9 protein-coding genes and 3 rRNA genes are annotated in these 15014 nt (G+C 65.5%); 3 read left to right on the top strand and 9 right to left on the bottom strand.

The window, feature by feature from the left end; translation table 11 throughout:
* Window position 1: 1 nt before the first annotated feature.
* The 5 genes from FE374_RS02910 to FE374_RS02890 form a co-directional block, all read right to left on the bottom strand.
* Complete coding sequence (locus tag FE374_RS02910) at window positions 2–1033, bottom strand: hypothetical protein (protein ID WP_139927160.1); 1032 nt, start codon at window positions 1031–1033, stop codon at window positions 2–4.
* Between the two features lie 173 nt (window positions 1034–1206).
* Entirely contained in the window at window positions 1207–1752 is a 546-nt protein-coding gene (locus FE374_RS02905; RefSeq protein WP_139927159.1) for an alternate-type signal peptide domain-containing protein, read from the bottom strand.
* Between the two features lie 91 nt (window positions 1753–1843).
* Entirely contained in the window at window positions 1844–2449 is a 606-nt protein-coding gene (locus FE374_RS02900) for an alternate-type signal peptide domain-containing protein (RefSeq protein ID WP_139927158.1), read from the bottom strand.
* Between the two features lie 162 nt (window positions 2450–2611).
* The gene (locus FE374_RS02895; RefSeq protein ID WP_139927157.1) at window positions 2612–3820 is read right to left on the bottom strand and encodes a GGDEF domain-containing protein; all 1209 of its coding nucleotides are present in this window, start codon (window positions 3818–3820) and stop codon (window positions 2612–2614) included.
* A complete protein-coding gene (locus tag FE374_RS02890; RefSeq protein ID WP_168205553.1) occupies window positions 3817–5388 on the bottom strand; it encodes a sensor histidine kinase in 1572 nt (523 codons plus the stop codon). Before FE374_RS02890 ends, FE374_RS02895 begins: the two co-directional genes overlap by 4 nt.
* A gap of 459 nt (window positions 5389–5847) precedes the next feature.
* Between FE374_RS02890 and FE374_RS02885 the strand changes: the two genes are divergently transcribed.
* Window positions 5848–6132: a hypothetical protein gene (locus FE374_RS02885; protein WP_139927155.1), complete on the top strand. Its 285-nt coding sequence runs from the start codon at window positions 5848–5850 to the stop codon at window positions 6130–6132.
* 64 nt (window positions 6133–6196) lie between these two features.
* On the opposite strand, the gene rrf is transcribed toward FE374_RS02885, so the two are convergent.
* From rrf to FE374_RS02865, 4 genes are all read right to left on the bottom strand, one after another.
* Window positions 6197–6313, bottom strand: a 5S ribosomal RNA gene (gene rrf, locus FE374_RS02880).
* 108 nt (window positions 6314–6421) lie between these two features.
* Window positions 6422–9538, bottom strand: a 23S ribosomal RNA gene (locus FE374_RS02875).
* Window positions 9539–9895: 357 nt separating this feature from the next.
* Window positions 9896–11418: ribosomal RNA gene (locus FE374_RS02870) — 16S ribosomal RNA — on the bottom strand.
* Together the 16S, 23S and 5S rRNA genes form the textbook arrangement of a ribosomal RNA operon.
* A gap of 1064 nt (window positions 11419–12482) precedes the next feature.
* Complete coding sequence (locus FE374_RS02865) at window positions 12483–13445, bottom strand: LysR substrate-binding domain-containing protein (protein WP_139927154.1); 963 nt, start codon at window positions 13443–13445, stop codon at window positions 12483–12485.
* 144 nt (window positions 13446–13589) lie between these two features.
* On the opposite strand from FE374_RS02865, the gene pcaH reads away from it, so the two are divergent.
* Together pcaH and pcaG are read left to right on the top strand one after the other, a co-directional pair.
* Complete coding sequence (pcaH, locus tag FE374_RS02860) at window positions 13590–14336, top strand: protocatechuate 3,4-dioxygenase subunit beta (protein ID WP_139927153.1); 747 nt, start codon at window positions 13590–13592, stop codon at window positions 14334–14336.
* Entirely contained in the window at window positions 14333–14977 is a 645-nt protein-coding gene (gene pcaG / locus FE374_RS02855; protein WP_139927152.1) for a protocatechuate 3,4-dioxygenase subunit alpha, read from the top strand. The genes pcaH and pcaG overlap by 4 nt, the downstream gene beginning before the upstream one ends.
* Window positions 14978–15014 lie beyond the last annotated feature (37 nt).

The following is a 15014-nucleotide window of genomic DNA, read 5'->3' as shown; positions in this document are numbered from 1 at the left end:
GCTACTTCCCTTCCGCGGCGGGCGCGGTGGTGGTGTCGGTGTTGGGTGCGGCGCCCGTCGTGGCGGGCGAGGCGGTCGCAGCCCGTGTTTGCGGCTCGACGGCCAACGGTGCAGATCCGGTGGCGTCCTCGGGCGCCGGGCTCGGCGCGGTGACGGGTGCGTCGGCGGCGGTATCCATCGGGGCAGGGACGCGCCCCGCGGAGGTCTCGGTAGTCGCCGTGGCGCCTTGTGCCAGGTCACCGCATGCCACCTTCTCGTTGTTCTGGTTCACGGCGGCGAATGTGAACACCTGAGAGCTGTCGATGAAGGCGCCTCCGACGAGGTGCAGGCGTACCTTGACGTCCTCGGCGTCGTTCTTGCCCGGCCGGATCGTGGTTGAGCGCCTATCGCCCGGGAGATGCTTGTCCGCGGGCACCTCGGGGTGGTTACCGGTCTTGCCCACATCCTTGGCGATCGGGGCCCAGATGGTGCCGTTCCACTGCAGAATGTCCCAACCCTGCGGGGTCCCCACGCCGGCCCAGGTCCAGCTGATCTCCACTGCCTTCTGATTGGGCGCGGTGACCGCACAGGACCCGAGTGCCGGCGCGGTGGGTGCCGGCACACGGAAGGTCGTCACCCAACTCACCCGGGGCGCGGTCCAGACGCCCGGTGCGGGCGCCTGTGCGTCAATTCCGGTAGTCAGCGTCAGCGTCTGGCCGGGGTACCGGGTGAGCAGCTCGGCTCCGGGCTGGATGTTGAGGCACAGGTTGGCCGACGCATTGGGCGTAAGCGTCTCGAGCGGGGTCCCACCCGCAGGCGGGAGGATCGCTAGGGCGGGGTCGACCGTCCATCGAGCTGGCGCCGTGGCGCAGGACCCTGTGGTCGACGCGGTGGCGTAAGTGATGGTCGTGTTGCCGAGGGCGGTCGCCGGCAGCCGCTGGCCGCCGGCGGTCACGGTGAGCGCGGCCGGCCTCCACATCGCCGTCGCCGCCCTGGCGGAATTGGTGACCGTCGTAGACAGCGCGGCCGGGGAAGCCGAGACAGCGAGCGACATCCGATCCATCGTGGCGGCCGGCGTCTGTGCGACAGCTTCGGAGTGCCACCGGGCCTGCGTGCCGGTCGTCGGTGCCAGGATGACGGCGAGGAGGCCGGCAGCGATGGAAGCGACAACGCCGTTTCGAACGGACCTCTGCAGGCCGGTCCTCCGCGTGCTGGTCGAGGGATCGCTCATACCTGCGTCAGGGTCCATGTGATGTTGCCCGGGTCGAGGGTCTGCCCCTGGAGCGCGGAACCCGCAGTGGCGGGGATCGTGACCGTAATGATGCCGGTCACACGCGAGCGATTGAGTGCGGGCGTGACGTTCCACGGGCCGGAGCTCGTGGAGAGGAGCCCTCTCGGGTCCGTCTGGACGGTCACCGCGGGCTTGCCCACCACGTCCCGCAGCGCACCGACCACCAGCCCGCTGACGTCAAGCGCGAGGGTGGCCTCAAGGCTTGTGCCCTGGAGCACCGGCGTCACCGGGACGCGGTAGGTCAGCACGTCACCGGGGCGCAGCGCCTGCTGACCGAGCGTGGTGGAGAGATCGGTCGTCGTACCGTCCCGGGTGAGCGTGATGGTCATCGGCTCCTGCTCGAGGCGCAGCTGCCCGCTGGTGACCTGACCCGTCGGCATGAGGGCCTGGGCGGACCACAACGCGGTACTGCCCAGACCGCTGCTGAGCAGGAAGACGACGGCGGCGATGGCAACCAGGCCACGGACGGCTTTGGCGGTCATGTCATCCTCATCTGCTGCTCACGATCGAGTGGGGTTGTTAGGGAGGGAAGCCGGACGAAGGGCGTCCGGCTCCCTCCAGTTCGGGATGTGGTTAGTTCACGCCGGCCGCCGTCTGCGTGGCGACGAGCCCCGCATCCGCGAACGTGATGGTCTTGCCCTGCGTCGCTGCCGCTGTGGCGTTGCTGGCGAAGGTGATCTCTGCCTCCATCGTCAGGACGCGGGTCGTGCCGCTCGTGATCGGAACAACCATGGCGTTGGACCAGGTGTTCTTGTTCCACGAGAAAACCACCACGCCATTGGCGTCGCTGACCTGCACGTTGTAATCGATAAAGCCATTCAGTGCCGCGTCCTCCGTAAAGTTCCCGAGCTGCGGCCTGAGGGATGCGGTCATCCGCTGGCCAGTGGCCGTCAGTGTGACCTGGTCCTCGAAGGTCAGGACGTCACCCGGCACCATTCGGAACTGCGTGATGTCCGGCACGGCCGTGGAGCCGTTGATCTTCCACTTCTGGCTTTCCGTATTCTTGCCCGTGAGGCTCAGGGTGCCCGTCGTGATGGAACCGGCGTTCGAGTACTTGGCTTCCCACGTGGCGAACGACGCGGTCCCACCAGCAAGAAGTGCAATGCCGACGACGCCGGCGACAATGCCTTTCCGCATCTTCTTGGAGGAGCTGCGGGGCTGAGCGGCCTTGGTGCGCATCGGGATTCCTTCGGTGACGGTTCGGGAGAGCGAGCGCTTCAGCCCGCTCCTGCAACATCACCGACAGTGCCGCCCCCGCCTCAACGCGGCGTTCAGGGCACCTTCACGTCACCTCAAGGTCGCCTCAAGATTCCGCGGTTACCTTGGGTTCGGACATGTCCATCAGTCCCGAGCGTGCTCCACCGGCTGGGCCACGCGCGCACCACTCACGCCTGCGGCACTCGCCGTGACGACCCGGTTCCCGTCGGCCACGGCCTGCTGGGCGGCGGCCCGTGCCGCGTCACAGAGTTCACCCAGCGAGTACCCGTGGAGCCGCACGTCGGCAACGCCGGCGCTGGCACCGATCCGCACGTGACTGCCGGGTACCTCCAGGCGCGTAGCGACGAGCTCCCTGCGCACCTCGGTGGCCCACTCGACGGCATCGCTCTCGTCCCACCCAGGCAGCAGCACCTGGAACGACGCCGCCCCCACCGGATCGAGGCCCATGAGCGCACGCGGCGGCAGCAACACTTGAGCCACCTCACCGCACGCCACGAGCGCCTGCTCGGCGACGTCCGCCCCGAACGCCAGCTCGAGCGTCTCGAGACCCTCGGGCACGAGCTGCACCATGGCTACCGGTGCGAGTGACTCGGCCGACCGGCGTAGCTGCTCGACCGCCCGTGGCTCGAACGAGTGGTTGGTCCGTGCACCGGTCCTGGCATCGAAGTTCTGCCCCTCGGCGATCTCTTGCCGGGCGGTGCGCTCCCGCATGGTCACGGCGGCGAAGGCGGCCCCATTGACCAAGAGGATGTTGACGAGCGTGGTGACGGCGGTGCCCAGGTACTGCTCGAAGCCCGGCGAGTCCGGCCCGGCGAGCACGAAGACCACGGAGCGCACCGCGTAGAAGAGGCCACCGAGAAGCAGGATGGCGGCGAGCACGAGCGCGGCCCGGCCGGTGTGCGCCTTGCCGCGCAGCAGCGCGACACCACCCGCCAACGCCCCGACCGCGGTGCCACCCAGGGCAACGACCGCGCCCGCCCAGGCTCCGCCGTCGGGCCCCTCGACGAGCACCGCCGCGACCGCGAGCAGCGCCACCGCGAAGGCGACCACCACTCGCGACGAGCGGCGCTGGTAGGCGCGGATACCGCTCCACATCGCCCACACGCACAGCACACTGGCCCCGTTCCCGACGGCGGTGACCCACCACTGGTCGGCGGCGAGCGTGGCGACGGCGTAGGCCAGCGCCGTGGTGATCGCGGCGGCGAAGGCCAGCGTCCACAGCCGGTCGACGAGGTCGCCGGTGCGTACCCACGCCTCGGCGACAAACATCCCCGAGGACGTGGTGATCACCAGCGCCGCGGCGATGAGGAGGGTGAGGGTGTCCAGGATCATGACCGGCTCCCGGTCTCCGCGGGGTCGGGCATGGGCAGCACGATCTCCACACTCGTGCCCTCACCCAGTACGGAGGTCAGCTCGATGGTGCCGCCGTGCGCCTCGACGATCTGCCGTGACAGGTGCAGCCCCAGCCCGGTCCCCACCACGGCCCCGTTGCGCACGGCCGGGGCGCGGTAGAAGCGGGTGAAGAGCTTCTCCTGGTCGGCCGGGGTGATCCCCATGCCGGTGTCCCTGATCGTCACGCGGGCCACGTCGGTGGTGGGGCGCAGCGTCACCTCGATCTCCCCGCCGGCCTGGGTGTACTTGATGGCGTTGGACAGGACGTTGTCGATGACCTGACCCAGTCGGGTCCGGTCGCCGAGCATCCGGCACGGCTCGGCGAGGTGGTGGCGCATCGTGAGCCCGGCGGTGTGGGCGTGCGGGAGCTGGCTCTGGACCGTCTCGGCGACGAGGTTGCGCAGGTCGACGACGTCCCGGTCGAACTCGAGGCCGCGCTCCCGTGTGCGCGCGGCCAGGAGCAGGTCGGAGACCAGCTGCAGCAGTCGTTCAGCGTTGCGCTCGGCCACCCGCAGGTGGGCGCGTACCCCCTCGGTGGCGGTGGGGTCGTCGGAGGCCAGCTCGAGATAGCCGAGCACCGAGGTCAGCGGGGTGCGCAGCTCGTGGGAGACCGACGAGACGAAGTCCTCACGCTGGGCCAGGGCCGCCATCTCGGCGGTGAGGTCCTGATAGACGACGACGGCCCCGCTGCGCCGGCCGGTGACGTCGTGGAGCTGGGCCGCCGAGACGCGGTAGGCGAGCCAGCTGCCTCCACCGTTGTCCCACCAGGTCAGCTCGCGGTCGATGTCCTCGCCGCGGCTGGCCCGGACGAGCGGTGAGCCGTCGGCACCGAGCGGGGTCCGGCGGTCCGCGGCGTAGCCGTCGACGCCGCCCTGGACGCTGACGTGGTCACCGACCCGGAGCCGGCCCTCGGTGGCGGCGGCGTGGGCGCGATTGATGATGGTGATGCGCCCGTCGCGGTCCAGTGCCACGACTCCGACGTCGATGGTGTTGAGGATGGAGTCCAGCACGCGGCTCTGCTGGTGCGACTCGGCGAGGGTCTCCTCGATGAGGGCGCTCTGCCGGCCGAGCAGGTCGAGCCGGGCGGCCGAGCGCCGCTCGGCGAGGTGGGCGGCCACCCCGACGGCACTGAGCACCATCGGCAGGATGATGAGGCGCTGGACATCGGCGGCCTGGATCTGCGGGGAGAGCAGGTCCGGGCCCCACGCCGCGAGGGTGGCCGCGACGACCGAGATGGCCACACCCGGGGCTCCGTACACCGTGGACAGCCAGAGCACGGGCAGCACGAGCAGGGTGCTCGCGCGGAATCCGCCCGCGATCAGGAGACCGACGGCGACGACGTCGGCGAGCGGCACGACGGCCGCCGTCGCCGGGGGGAGCTTGCGCCACGGGACGACCAGGGCCAGGACGGACGCCGCCACGGCCACCAGCACACCGGCCGCGAACCCGGGCAGGCGCAGAGCCTCCGGCCCGTAGGCCAGCATGCCGAGCGCGAGCACGGAGCTCACCCCGAGGAAGGGCAGCTGCCAAAAGAAGACCCCCAGGTGGGAGCCGAAGCGCGTCTGCGTCCCTCGACCACCAGATCCGCGGAGTGAACCGTCAGGGAGGGGCGCCGACGGTCGCACCGCCCTACCCTCTGCCCACACTCGCGGCGACGACGGCGTCGTCCCACGGCGCCACAGTGATGACGCACCACGTGCCGACAGGGGCCTAGTGGAATTGTCGACGGGCGCGCCCTTTAGCTGCTCGCTCGTCTCCCGCATGTCGTGAGCGTAGCGAGGAACTCCCATATCCGAAGGAGACGTGCGCGAAATCGCCCACGGCGATTCATGAGTCGCGCAGCAAACGACCTCCGCCGTCCCCATCCCATTTCAATTACGTGTGTGCCGACGGCGCGCGGGCACCGGGTGTGCGCGGTAGTTTGCAGACTCCGGCACGAGCAGGTCGGCGCGCGTGGAGGGACCCAGATGGCACGGCACCGAGAGACCATTCATCCCCTCGAGCTCGACGAGCAAGACAAGTACCGCGTCTTCGACGCCCTCGCCGACCTCGCCCTGGACGGCATCATCTCCCAAGAGACGGCGTTCGAGCTCTACCGCGAGCTTCGGCCGTCCGGCATCCAGGACACCCTGCCGTTCGACGACGACCGGCTGACCGCACACGACCATGAGTACGAGCCCAACGTCGGCGAGCTGTGGTGCCAGCAGTGCAACTGCGCCGCCGACCACTGCCAGCAGGGCGAGCACGCCTGAACGAATGCTCAAAGAAATGCAGAAAGGCCCCCACCTGGTGGTGGGGGCCTTTCTGTTAATGGGTGTTCGGCGGTGTCCTACTCTCCCACACAGTCTCCCGTGCAGTACCATCGGCGCTGAGGGGCTTAGCTTCCGGGTTCGGAATGGGACCGGGCGTTTCCCCCTCGCTATGACCGCCGTAACTCTATGGAGATGTACCCGTGGGCCCTTGTCCAACATGGGTGTCGGGGGTGGGTTTCTCGGGAACCGTACAGTGGACGCGTTGCAAGACTTTGTGTCTTAGTTAGATTGTGGCAAGTTGTTGGCCAATTAGTACCGGTCAGCTCCACGCGTTACCGCGCTTCCACGTCCGGCCTATCAACCCAGTGGTCTGCTGGGGGCCTTCCCACCTCGAAGGGTGGTGGAAACCTCATCTTGAAGCAGGCTTCCCGCTTAGATGCTTTCAGCGGTTATCCCTTCCGAACGTAGCCAACCAGCCATGCTCCTGGCGGAACAACTGGCACACCAGAGGTTCGTCCGTCCCGGTCCTCTCGTACTAGGGACAGCCCTTCTCAAGTTTCCTGCGCGCGCAGCGGATAGGGACCGAACTGTCTCACGACGTTCTAAACCCAGCTCGCGTACCGCTTTAATGGGCGAACAGCCCAACCCTTGGGACCTACTCCAGCCCCAGGATGCGACGAGCCGACATCGAGGTGCCAAACCATGCCGTCGATATGGACTCTTGGGCAAGATCAGCCTGTTATCCCCGGGGTACCTTTTATCCGTTGAGCGACGGCGCTTCCACAAGCCACCGCCGGATCACTAGTTCCGACTTTCGTCCCTGCTCGACCTGTCAGTCTCACAGTCAAGCTCCCTTGTGCACTTGCACTCGACACCTGATTGCCAACCAGGCTGAGGGAACCTTTGAGCGCCTCCGTTACATTTTAGGAGGCAACCGCCCCAGTTAAACTACCCACCAGGCACTGTCCCTGGTCCGGATCACGGACCGAGGTTAGATGTGCAGTACGACCAGAGTGGTATTTCAACGTTGACTCCACACTCACTGGCGTGAATGCTTCACGGTCTCCCACCTATCCTACACAAGCCGTACCGAACACCAATACCAAGCTATAGTAAAGGTCCCGGGGTCTTTCCGTCCTGCTGCGCGTAACGAGCATCTTTACTCGTAATGCAATTTCGCCGAGTTCGCGGTTGAGACAGCGGAGAAGTCGTTACGCCATTCGTGCAGGTCGGAACTTACCCGACAAGGAATTTCGCTACCTTAGGATGGTTATAGTTACCACCGCCGTTTACTGGGGCTTAAATTCTGAGCTTCACCACTTGCGTGGTTGACCCGTCCTCTTAACCTTCCAGCACCGGGCAGGCGTCAGTCCGTATACATCGTCTTGCGACTTCGCACGGACCTGTGTTTTTAGTAAACAGTCGCTTCTCCCTGGTCTCTGCGGCCCGAAAAGGCTAGCCAGCACGTGGCTTCACCTCTCAGGCCCCCCTTCTCCCGAAGTTACGGGGGCATTTTGCCGAGTTCCTTAACCACGATTCTCTCGATCGCCTTAGTATTCTCTACCTGACCACCTGAGTCGGTTTCGGGTACGGGCGGCTAGTCCCTCGCGTCGAGGCTTTTCTTGGCAGCATAGGATCACCCTGCTTCCCCCCTACGGGGTCACCATCGGTCCTGAGGCTTGATGGGGTGCGGATTTGCCTGCACCCCGCCCTGCAACCTTGGACGTGCATTGCCATTAAGCACGCGGTGGCTACCTGTCTGCGTCACCCCTGTTAACACGCTTACCTACTACCGGATCGGGTCCCACGCGCCGGTGGCCGGTGTTCCCCGAAGGGAACGGTGGCCACCGTTGGGTGGTTAGCATCACCGGGCTCGGTATGGTCGGTCCTTCGCCGGTACGGGAATATCAACCCGTTGTCCATCGACTACGCCTGTCGGCCTCGCCTTAGGTCCCGACTTACCCAGGGCGGATTAACCTGGCCCTGGAACCCTTGGTCATTCGGCGGACGGGTTTCTCACCCGTCATTCGCTACTCATGCCTGCATTCTCACTCGTGTGGGATCCACACCTGGGTCACCCCGGCGCTTCACCTCCCACACGACGCTCCCCTACCCACCCACGCCCCGGCACCAGGATCAAGTCCTGGCGAGGGTCTGCGTGGATGCCACAACTTCGGCGGTGTGCTTGAGCCCCGCTAAATTGTCGGCGCAGAATCACTTGACCAGTGAGCTATTACGCACTCTTTCAAGGGTGGCTGCTTCTAAGCCAACCTCCTGGTTGTCTGTGCAACTCCACATCCTTTCCCACTTAGCACACGCTTAGGGGCCTTAGCTGGTGGTCTGGGCTGTTTCCCTCTCGACTACGAAGCTTATCCCCCGCAGTCTCACTGCCACGCTTCACTTACCGGCATTCGGAGTTTGGTTGACGTCAGTAACCTTGTAGGGCCCATCGGCCATCCAGTAGCTCTACCTCCGGCAAGAAACACGTGACGCTGCACCTAAATGCATTTCGGGGAGAACCAGCTATCACGAAGTTTGATTGGCCTTTCACCCCTACCCACAGGTCATCCCCTCAGTTTTCAACCTAAGTGGGTTCGGTCCTCCACACGCTCTTACACGTGCTTCAACCTGCCCATGGGTAGATCACTTCGCTTCGGGTCTAGAGCACGCGACTCATACGCCCTGTTCGGACTCGCTTTCGCTACGGCTTCCCCACCCGGGTTAACCTCGCCACGCACCACTAACTCGCAGGCTCATTCTTCAAAAGGCACGCCGTCACCCCTGCAAAGGAGGCTCCGACGGATTGTAAGCATCCGGTTTCAGGTACTATTTCACTCCCCTCCCGGGGTACTTTTCACCTTTCCCTCACGGTACTAGTCCGCTATCGGTCACCAGGTAGTATTTAGGCTTACCAAGTGGTCTTGGCAGATTCACACGGGATTTCACGGGCCCCGTGCTACTCGGGATCCCCACAAGGAGGCCCAGGCGTTTCGTCTACGGGGGTCTCACCCACTATGCCCGGCCTTCCCAGACCGTTCGACTACACCTGGACTTTCTCACTCCTCACCACCCCGGCAGAGATGGTCAGTGGGTCCCACGACCCCGAAGGTGCAACGCCCGCCGGCTATCACACACCCCCGGTTTAGCCTCATCCGCTTTCGCTCGCCACTACTCACGGAATATCTCTTCCTGTGGGTACTGAGATGTTTCACTTCCCCACGTTCCCTCCACACGCCCTATATATTCAGGCGCGGGTAACCGCACATGACTGCGGCCGGGTTTCCCCATTCGGACACCCTCGGATCACAGCTCGTTTGCCAGCTCCCCGAGGCTTATCGCAGGCTACAACGTCCTTCATCGGCTCCTGGTGCCAAGGCATCCACCGAATGCTCTTAAAAACTTGACCACAAAAGATCAAAGATGCTCGCGTCCACTGTACAGTTCTCAAGCAACCCACCAACACCGACCCACCACCAGCCGCAAACGACTAATCTGGCACCGGCATGGCCACGGCCGAGACGAACACACCCCCAAACCCCACGAACACGTCCGCGGGCGGGGGGCCTGTTCCCTCAGGACCCAACAGTGCACCAAGACTTTCGACGTTCCACCCATGAGCAACCACCCGGCGAACTGTCGCCGCCGCAGGTGGCCACCAACACCCCCACCCGTACCACCGGTTCCACCACCGACCCCCCAGGTCCGAAGACCCGGCCAGCCGGTGCGTACTAGGCGATACCAGGGGATCCAGTGAGCTCCTTAGAAAGGAGGTGATCCAGCCGCACCTTCCGGTACGGCTACCTTGTTACGACTTCGTCCCAATCGCCAGTCCCACCTTCGACGGCTCCATCCCACAAGGGGTTAGGCCACCGGCTTCGGGTGTTACCGACTTTCGTGACGTGACGGGCGGTGTGTACAAGGCCCGAGAACGTATTCACCGCAGCGTTGCTGATCTGCGATTACTAGCGACTCCGACTTCATGGGGTCGAGTTGCAGACCCCAATCCGAACTGAGACCGGCTTTTTGGGATTCGCTCCACCTCGCGGTATCGCAGCCCTTTGTACCGGCCATTGTAGCATGCGTGAAGCCCAAGACATAAGGGGCATGATGATTTGACGTCATCCCCACCTTCCTCCGAGTTGACCCCGGCAGTCTCCCATGAGTCCCCGGCATAACCCGCTGGCAACACAGGACAAGGGTTGCGCTCGTTGCGGGACTTAACCCAACATCTCACGACACGAGCTGACGACAACCATGCACCACCTGTACACCGACCTTGCGGGGCACCCATCTCTGGATGTTTCCGGTGTATGTCAAGCCTTGGTAAGGTTCTTCGCGTTGCATCGAATTAATCCGCATGCTCCGCCGCTTGTGCGGGCCCCCGTCAATTCCTTTGAGTTTTAGCCTTGCGGCCGTACTCCCCAGGCGGGGCACTTAATGCGTTAGCTGCGGCGCGGACCCCGTGGAAACGGGCCCCACACCTAGTGCCCAACGTTTACGGCATGGACTACCAGGGTATCTAATCCTGTTCGCTCCCCATGCTTTCGCTCCTCAGCGTCAGTAACGGCCCAGAGACCCGCCTTCGCCACCGGTGTTCCTCCTGATATCTGCGCATTCCACCGCTACACCAGGAATTCCAGTCTCCCCTACCGCACTCTAGTCTGCCCGTACCCACTGCAGGCGCGAGGTTAAGCCTCGCGTTTTCACAGCAGACGCGACAAACCGCCTACGAGCTCTTTACGCCCAATAATTCCGGACAACGCTTGCGCCCTACGTATTACCGCGGCTGCTGGCACGTAGTTAGCCGGCGCTTCTTCTGCAGGTACCGTCACCTTGCGGCTTCTTCCCTACTGAAAGAGGTTTACAACCCGAAGGCCGTCATCCCTCACGCGGCGTCGCTGCATCAGGCTTGCGCCCATTGTGCAATATTCCCCACTGCTGCCTCCCGTAGGAGTCTGGGCCGTATCTCAGTCCCAGTGTGGCCGGTCACCCTCTCAGGCCGGCTACCCGTCGAAGCCTTGGTAGGCCATCACCCCACCAACAAGCTGATAGGCCGCGAGCCCATCCCCCACCGATAAATCTTTCCACACACCCCCATGCGAGGATGCGTCATATCCGGTATTAGCACCGGTTTCCCGGAGTTATCCCGAAGCGGGGGGCAGGTTACTCACGTGTTACTCACCCGTTCGCCACTAATCCCCCAGCAAGCTGGGTTCATCGTTCGACTTGCATGTGTTAAGCACGCCGCCAGCGTTCGTCCTGAGCCAGGATCAAACTCTCCGTAAAAAACCAACTGCCAACCCCCGACAACCAACCCCACCCCAAAGAGCAAGACCAGCCAAACCAGGAGCGACAAACCATACGAAGACAACCCCACCGAAGCGAGGCCAATCCATGGCATCACACCCACCACCCGACGAGACAGACGATGAGCATGTAACCAAAACAAAACAAAGACCCCACACACCACACACCCCACCCACAAAAGGCAGGACAAGCGATGCACAGAATCAAATGGCATCAAAAACTTGGCACACTGTTGAGTTCTCAAAGAACAGACACACACCAGAAACAACCAGGACCCAAGTCCCAACCGCCTCCGGGGCAACCTCTCAAGCCTAACCGGACCGATTCCCGCTTGTCAACTCCGCCGATTTCCAACAACCCGCAGAACCCACACACAGAAATACAAATCCAGCACCCCCGAAAAAGCGCGCAAAACGTCTCACGCTTCATCTAGAGGGAGTGTTCCCGCGGGACCGGCCACCTCTCGGTGTCCGTGCCTCCCTGGCGGGACTCCAGAAGATTACCCAGCGTCTCGGCGAGGGCGCAAACCCACAAGCCATGGCCTCGGTCACATCGCCCGACGGTGGGCCGCGAGCCTGGTGTTCGGTGCCTGGCGATGGGTCGGGATGGTCCCTCTGCCGCTTGGGACTGTCGTGGCGGCGCGATCGGGCCACGTATCCGTCGGAAGTCACCGTCCATCAACCTGCGCTGGGCTCGACGCACGGCGGAGCCCGGATTCGAGAAGGTTTACGTCTGATACCGAGGTGTGGACAAGAGACGAGGCCGGGTCGGCAGCTTCCGACGGCCGGCGACCGTGACCGGCCTCGTCGGTCTGGTGGTCGTCGCACTGGCCGGCGTCGCTGGTGGGTCAGGCGGCGTGCTCACCCTCGCAGCGGCGTACCTGCCCGTGACCGCGCTGTGGGCGCTCTTCCGCGGCAGCTCCTGGCTCGGCCGCACGAGTCGGGCCAGGGCGGGAGGCCTCCGCGCCGGCAGTCTCGTGCTCTTCCCCCGGATACGGCGTGCACCTGGAACGCGACGGCGTCGGCAGCGAGTGAGGGCTGTCGTCACTCCCCCGCCAGGGTGCGCAGCGTCGACAGCAGCGCGTCGGTGACGACGGAGGGTTCGTCAACGCTGCGGCGGAACACGCCGACCGGTTCGGCCGTGCCAGGGGTGGGCACGTCGAGACGCACCAGGAGGCCGTCGTCGAGGTCGACCTGCGGGGCTCGCTCGGCGGTGAACCACACCGCGTCCGTGTGGCGCACGATCGCCCGCGCGACCGAGACCTCCAGGGTCTCGACACATCCGGCCGGGAGGTGCAGCCCGTGCCGTTGCAGAAGGACCTCGGTGTGATGCCGGGGCACCGTGCCGGCCGTAGCCACCACCACCGGGTGGGCGAGGACCGCCGGCAAGGAGACCGGCCCGCCGGCGCGCGTCAGCGGGTGACCGGGGCGCACCACCAGCGCGAGGGACTCGGCGTAGAGCAGTTCGAAGGAGACGCCCCGCATCGTTGCGGGCTCGGCCATCCGCCCCAGCACCAGGTCGAGCTCACCGGCCCGCAGCGCCTCGAGCAGCACGGTGTTGGAGCCCGTGCGCACCTGCACACCCACCCCTGGGTGCCGCTCGTGCAGCCGGGCCACCGCGCCGGGAAGCAGCACCCCGGCGACGGTGGGCAGGGCACCGAGCCGCACGGTCGCCGTCGTGGGCTCCCCTGCGCCGGCCAGCGCGGCCGCCGCCGCCGCCATCGCCTCGGTGACACCGAGGGCGTGGCGCAGGAACTGCTCGCCGGCGGCCGTGAGCTGGGCCCCGTGCCGGCCGCGGTCCAGCAGCCGGGCCGCGGCGACGGACTCGAGCTCGTTCAGGGTCTTGGTGACTGCGGGCTGGGTCAGGCCCAGCCGGTCCGCGGCGCGACCCAGGTTCCGCTCCTGCGCGACGGCGACGAAGCAGGTCACGTGCCGCAACCTGATGCGACCGAGCAGCCCGCCCGCCCCCGAGGCCGGCACGCCCCCACGGGCGGTCTCATATTCCATGACCGGACGTTATGGAAGGTGGCGCAATCCGTCAATTAACATATCCGACCTTCACCCATAGAGTGTGAGCCGTCCCACGTCTCCGCCGCGGTGGGTCCCGCTCGGGCCTCATCCGGACAGCGGTCATCGTCGACAGGAGTCTCCATGGCCATCGCCGTTCCCGGCACCAACTTCGGCGAGTTCGTCGAACGCGACCACAGCAACCACCCCCCGGCCCTGACGCCCGGGTACCGCACGAGCGTGCTGCGCGCTCCCAAGAACGCCCTCATCGCTCCCCGGAACACCATCTCCGAGAAGACCGGCCCGGTCTTCCAGACCGGAGAGCTCGGCGAGCTGGACAACGACCTCATCCTCAACTTCGCCAAGGGCGACGGCCTGCCCATCGGCGAGCGCATCATCGTCCACGGCTTCGTGCGGGACGAGTTCGGCAACCCCGTCAAGGGCGCCCTCGTCGAGGCCTGGCAGGCGAACGCCGGCGGCCGCTACCGCCACAAGAAGGACCAGTACCTGGCCCCGATCGACCCCAACTTCGGCGGGTCCGGCCGGATGATCACCGACGACAACGGCTACTACTACTTCCGCACCATCAAGCCGGGCCCGTACCCCTGGTTCAACAACACCAACGCCTGGCGCCCGGCGCACATCCACTTCGCGATCAGCGGCAGCGGCTGGGCGCAGCGCCTCGTCACCCAGCTCTACTTCGACGGCGACCCGATGATCGAGCGCTGCCCGATCGCCAACACGGCCCCGCGCGACGTGCTCAACACGCTCATCGCCCAGGAGGACCCGGCGAACAACGCCCCGTTCGATGCGCGCACCTTCCGGTGGGACATCACCTTGCGCGGCCGCCGCGCCACCTACTTCAACAACGTCAACGGGGTGAAGCGATGAAGGCCCTGCCCATGGTGGTCCGCTACCCCGAGACCCCGTCCCAGACCGGCGGACCGTACGTCCACATCGGGCTCGCGCCCGCCCAGGCCGGCTTCGACATCTTCGAGAACAACTTTGGCAACGTGCTCACCACCCCCGAGACCAAGGGCGAGCGCATCCGTCTGGAGGGCCGGGTGCTCGACGGCACCGGCTCGGTCGTCAACGACGCACTCCTCGAGATCTGGCAGGCCAACGCCGCGGGCAAGTACGCCCACCCCGGCGACACCCAGAACAAGGAGATCGACCCGACGTTCCGCGGCTTCGGCCGCACCGGCTCGGACTTCGACACCGGCGTCTACACGTTCGAGACCATCAAGCCCGGGCCCACCCCCGCCAACAACGGCGGCCTGCAGGCCCCGCACATCCTCATGCTGATCTTCGCGCGCGGGATCAACATCGGGCTGCACACCCGGGTCTACTTCGACGACGAGGCCGAGGCCAACGCCGCGGACCCGATCCTCAACAACATCGAGTGGGTGGTTCGCCGCGACACCCTCGTCGCCAAGCGCAGCGAGCACGACGGTGAGGTGGTCTACACCTTCGACGTGCGGCTGCAGGACACACCCGACGGCGGCATAGAGACGGTCTTCTTCGACGTCTGAGCAGCCCACGGCCCCGGGGCCCGCCGGACGACCGGGC

It is taken from the genome of Georgenia yuyongxinii, from assembly GCF_006352065.1.
Taxonomy (GTDB): domain Bacteria; phylum Actinomycetota; class Actinomycetes; order Actinomycetales; family Actinomycetaceae; genus Georgenia; species Georgenia yuyongxinii.
Note: the sequence above shows the minus strand (reverse complement) of the source record. Positions and strands in the feature narration are given on the sequence as shown.

What these genes read in the sequence shown, in the direction of transcription:
- FE374_RS02910 (WP_139927160.1), bottom strand. Translation starts at nt 1,033, where the DNA reads ATGTCGCTCGCTGTCTCGGCTTCCCCGGCCGCGCTGTCTACGACGGTC.
- FE374_RS02905 (WP_139927159.1), bottom strand. Translation starts at nt 1,752, where the DNA reads ATGACCGCCAAAGCCGTCCGTGGCCTGGTTGCCATCGCCGCCGTCGTC.
- FE374_RS02900 (WP_139927158.1), bottom strand. Translation starts at nt 2,449, where the DNA reads ATGCGCACCAAGGCCGCTCAGCCCCGCAGCTCCTCCAAGAAGATGCGG.
- FE374_RS02895 (WP_139927157.1), bottom strand. Translation starts at nt 3,820, where the DNA reads ATGATCCTGGACACCCTCACCCTCCTCATCGCCGCGGCGCTGGTGATC.
- FE374_RS02885 (WP_139927155.1), top strand. Translation starts at nt 5,848, where the DNA reads ATGGCACGGCACCGAGAGACCATTCATCCCCTCGAGCTCGACGAGCAA.
- FE374_RS02865 (WP_139927154.1), bottom strand. Translation starts at nt 13,445, where the DNA reads ATGGAATATGAGACCGCCCGTGGGGGCGTGCCGGCCTCGGGGGCGGGC.
- pcaH (WP_139927153.1), top strand. Translation starts at nt 13,590, where the DNA reads ATGGCCATCGCCGTTCCCGGCACCAACTTCGGCGAGTTCGTCGAACGC.
- pcaG (WP_139927152.1), top strand. Translation starts at nt 14,333, where the DNA reads ATGAAGGCCCTGCCCATGGTGGTCCGCTACCCCGAGACCCCGTCCCAG.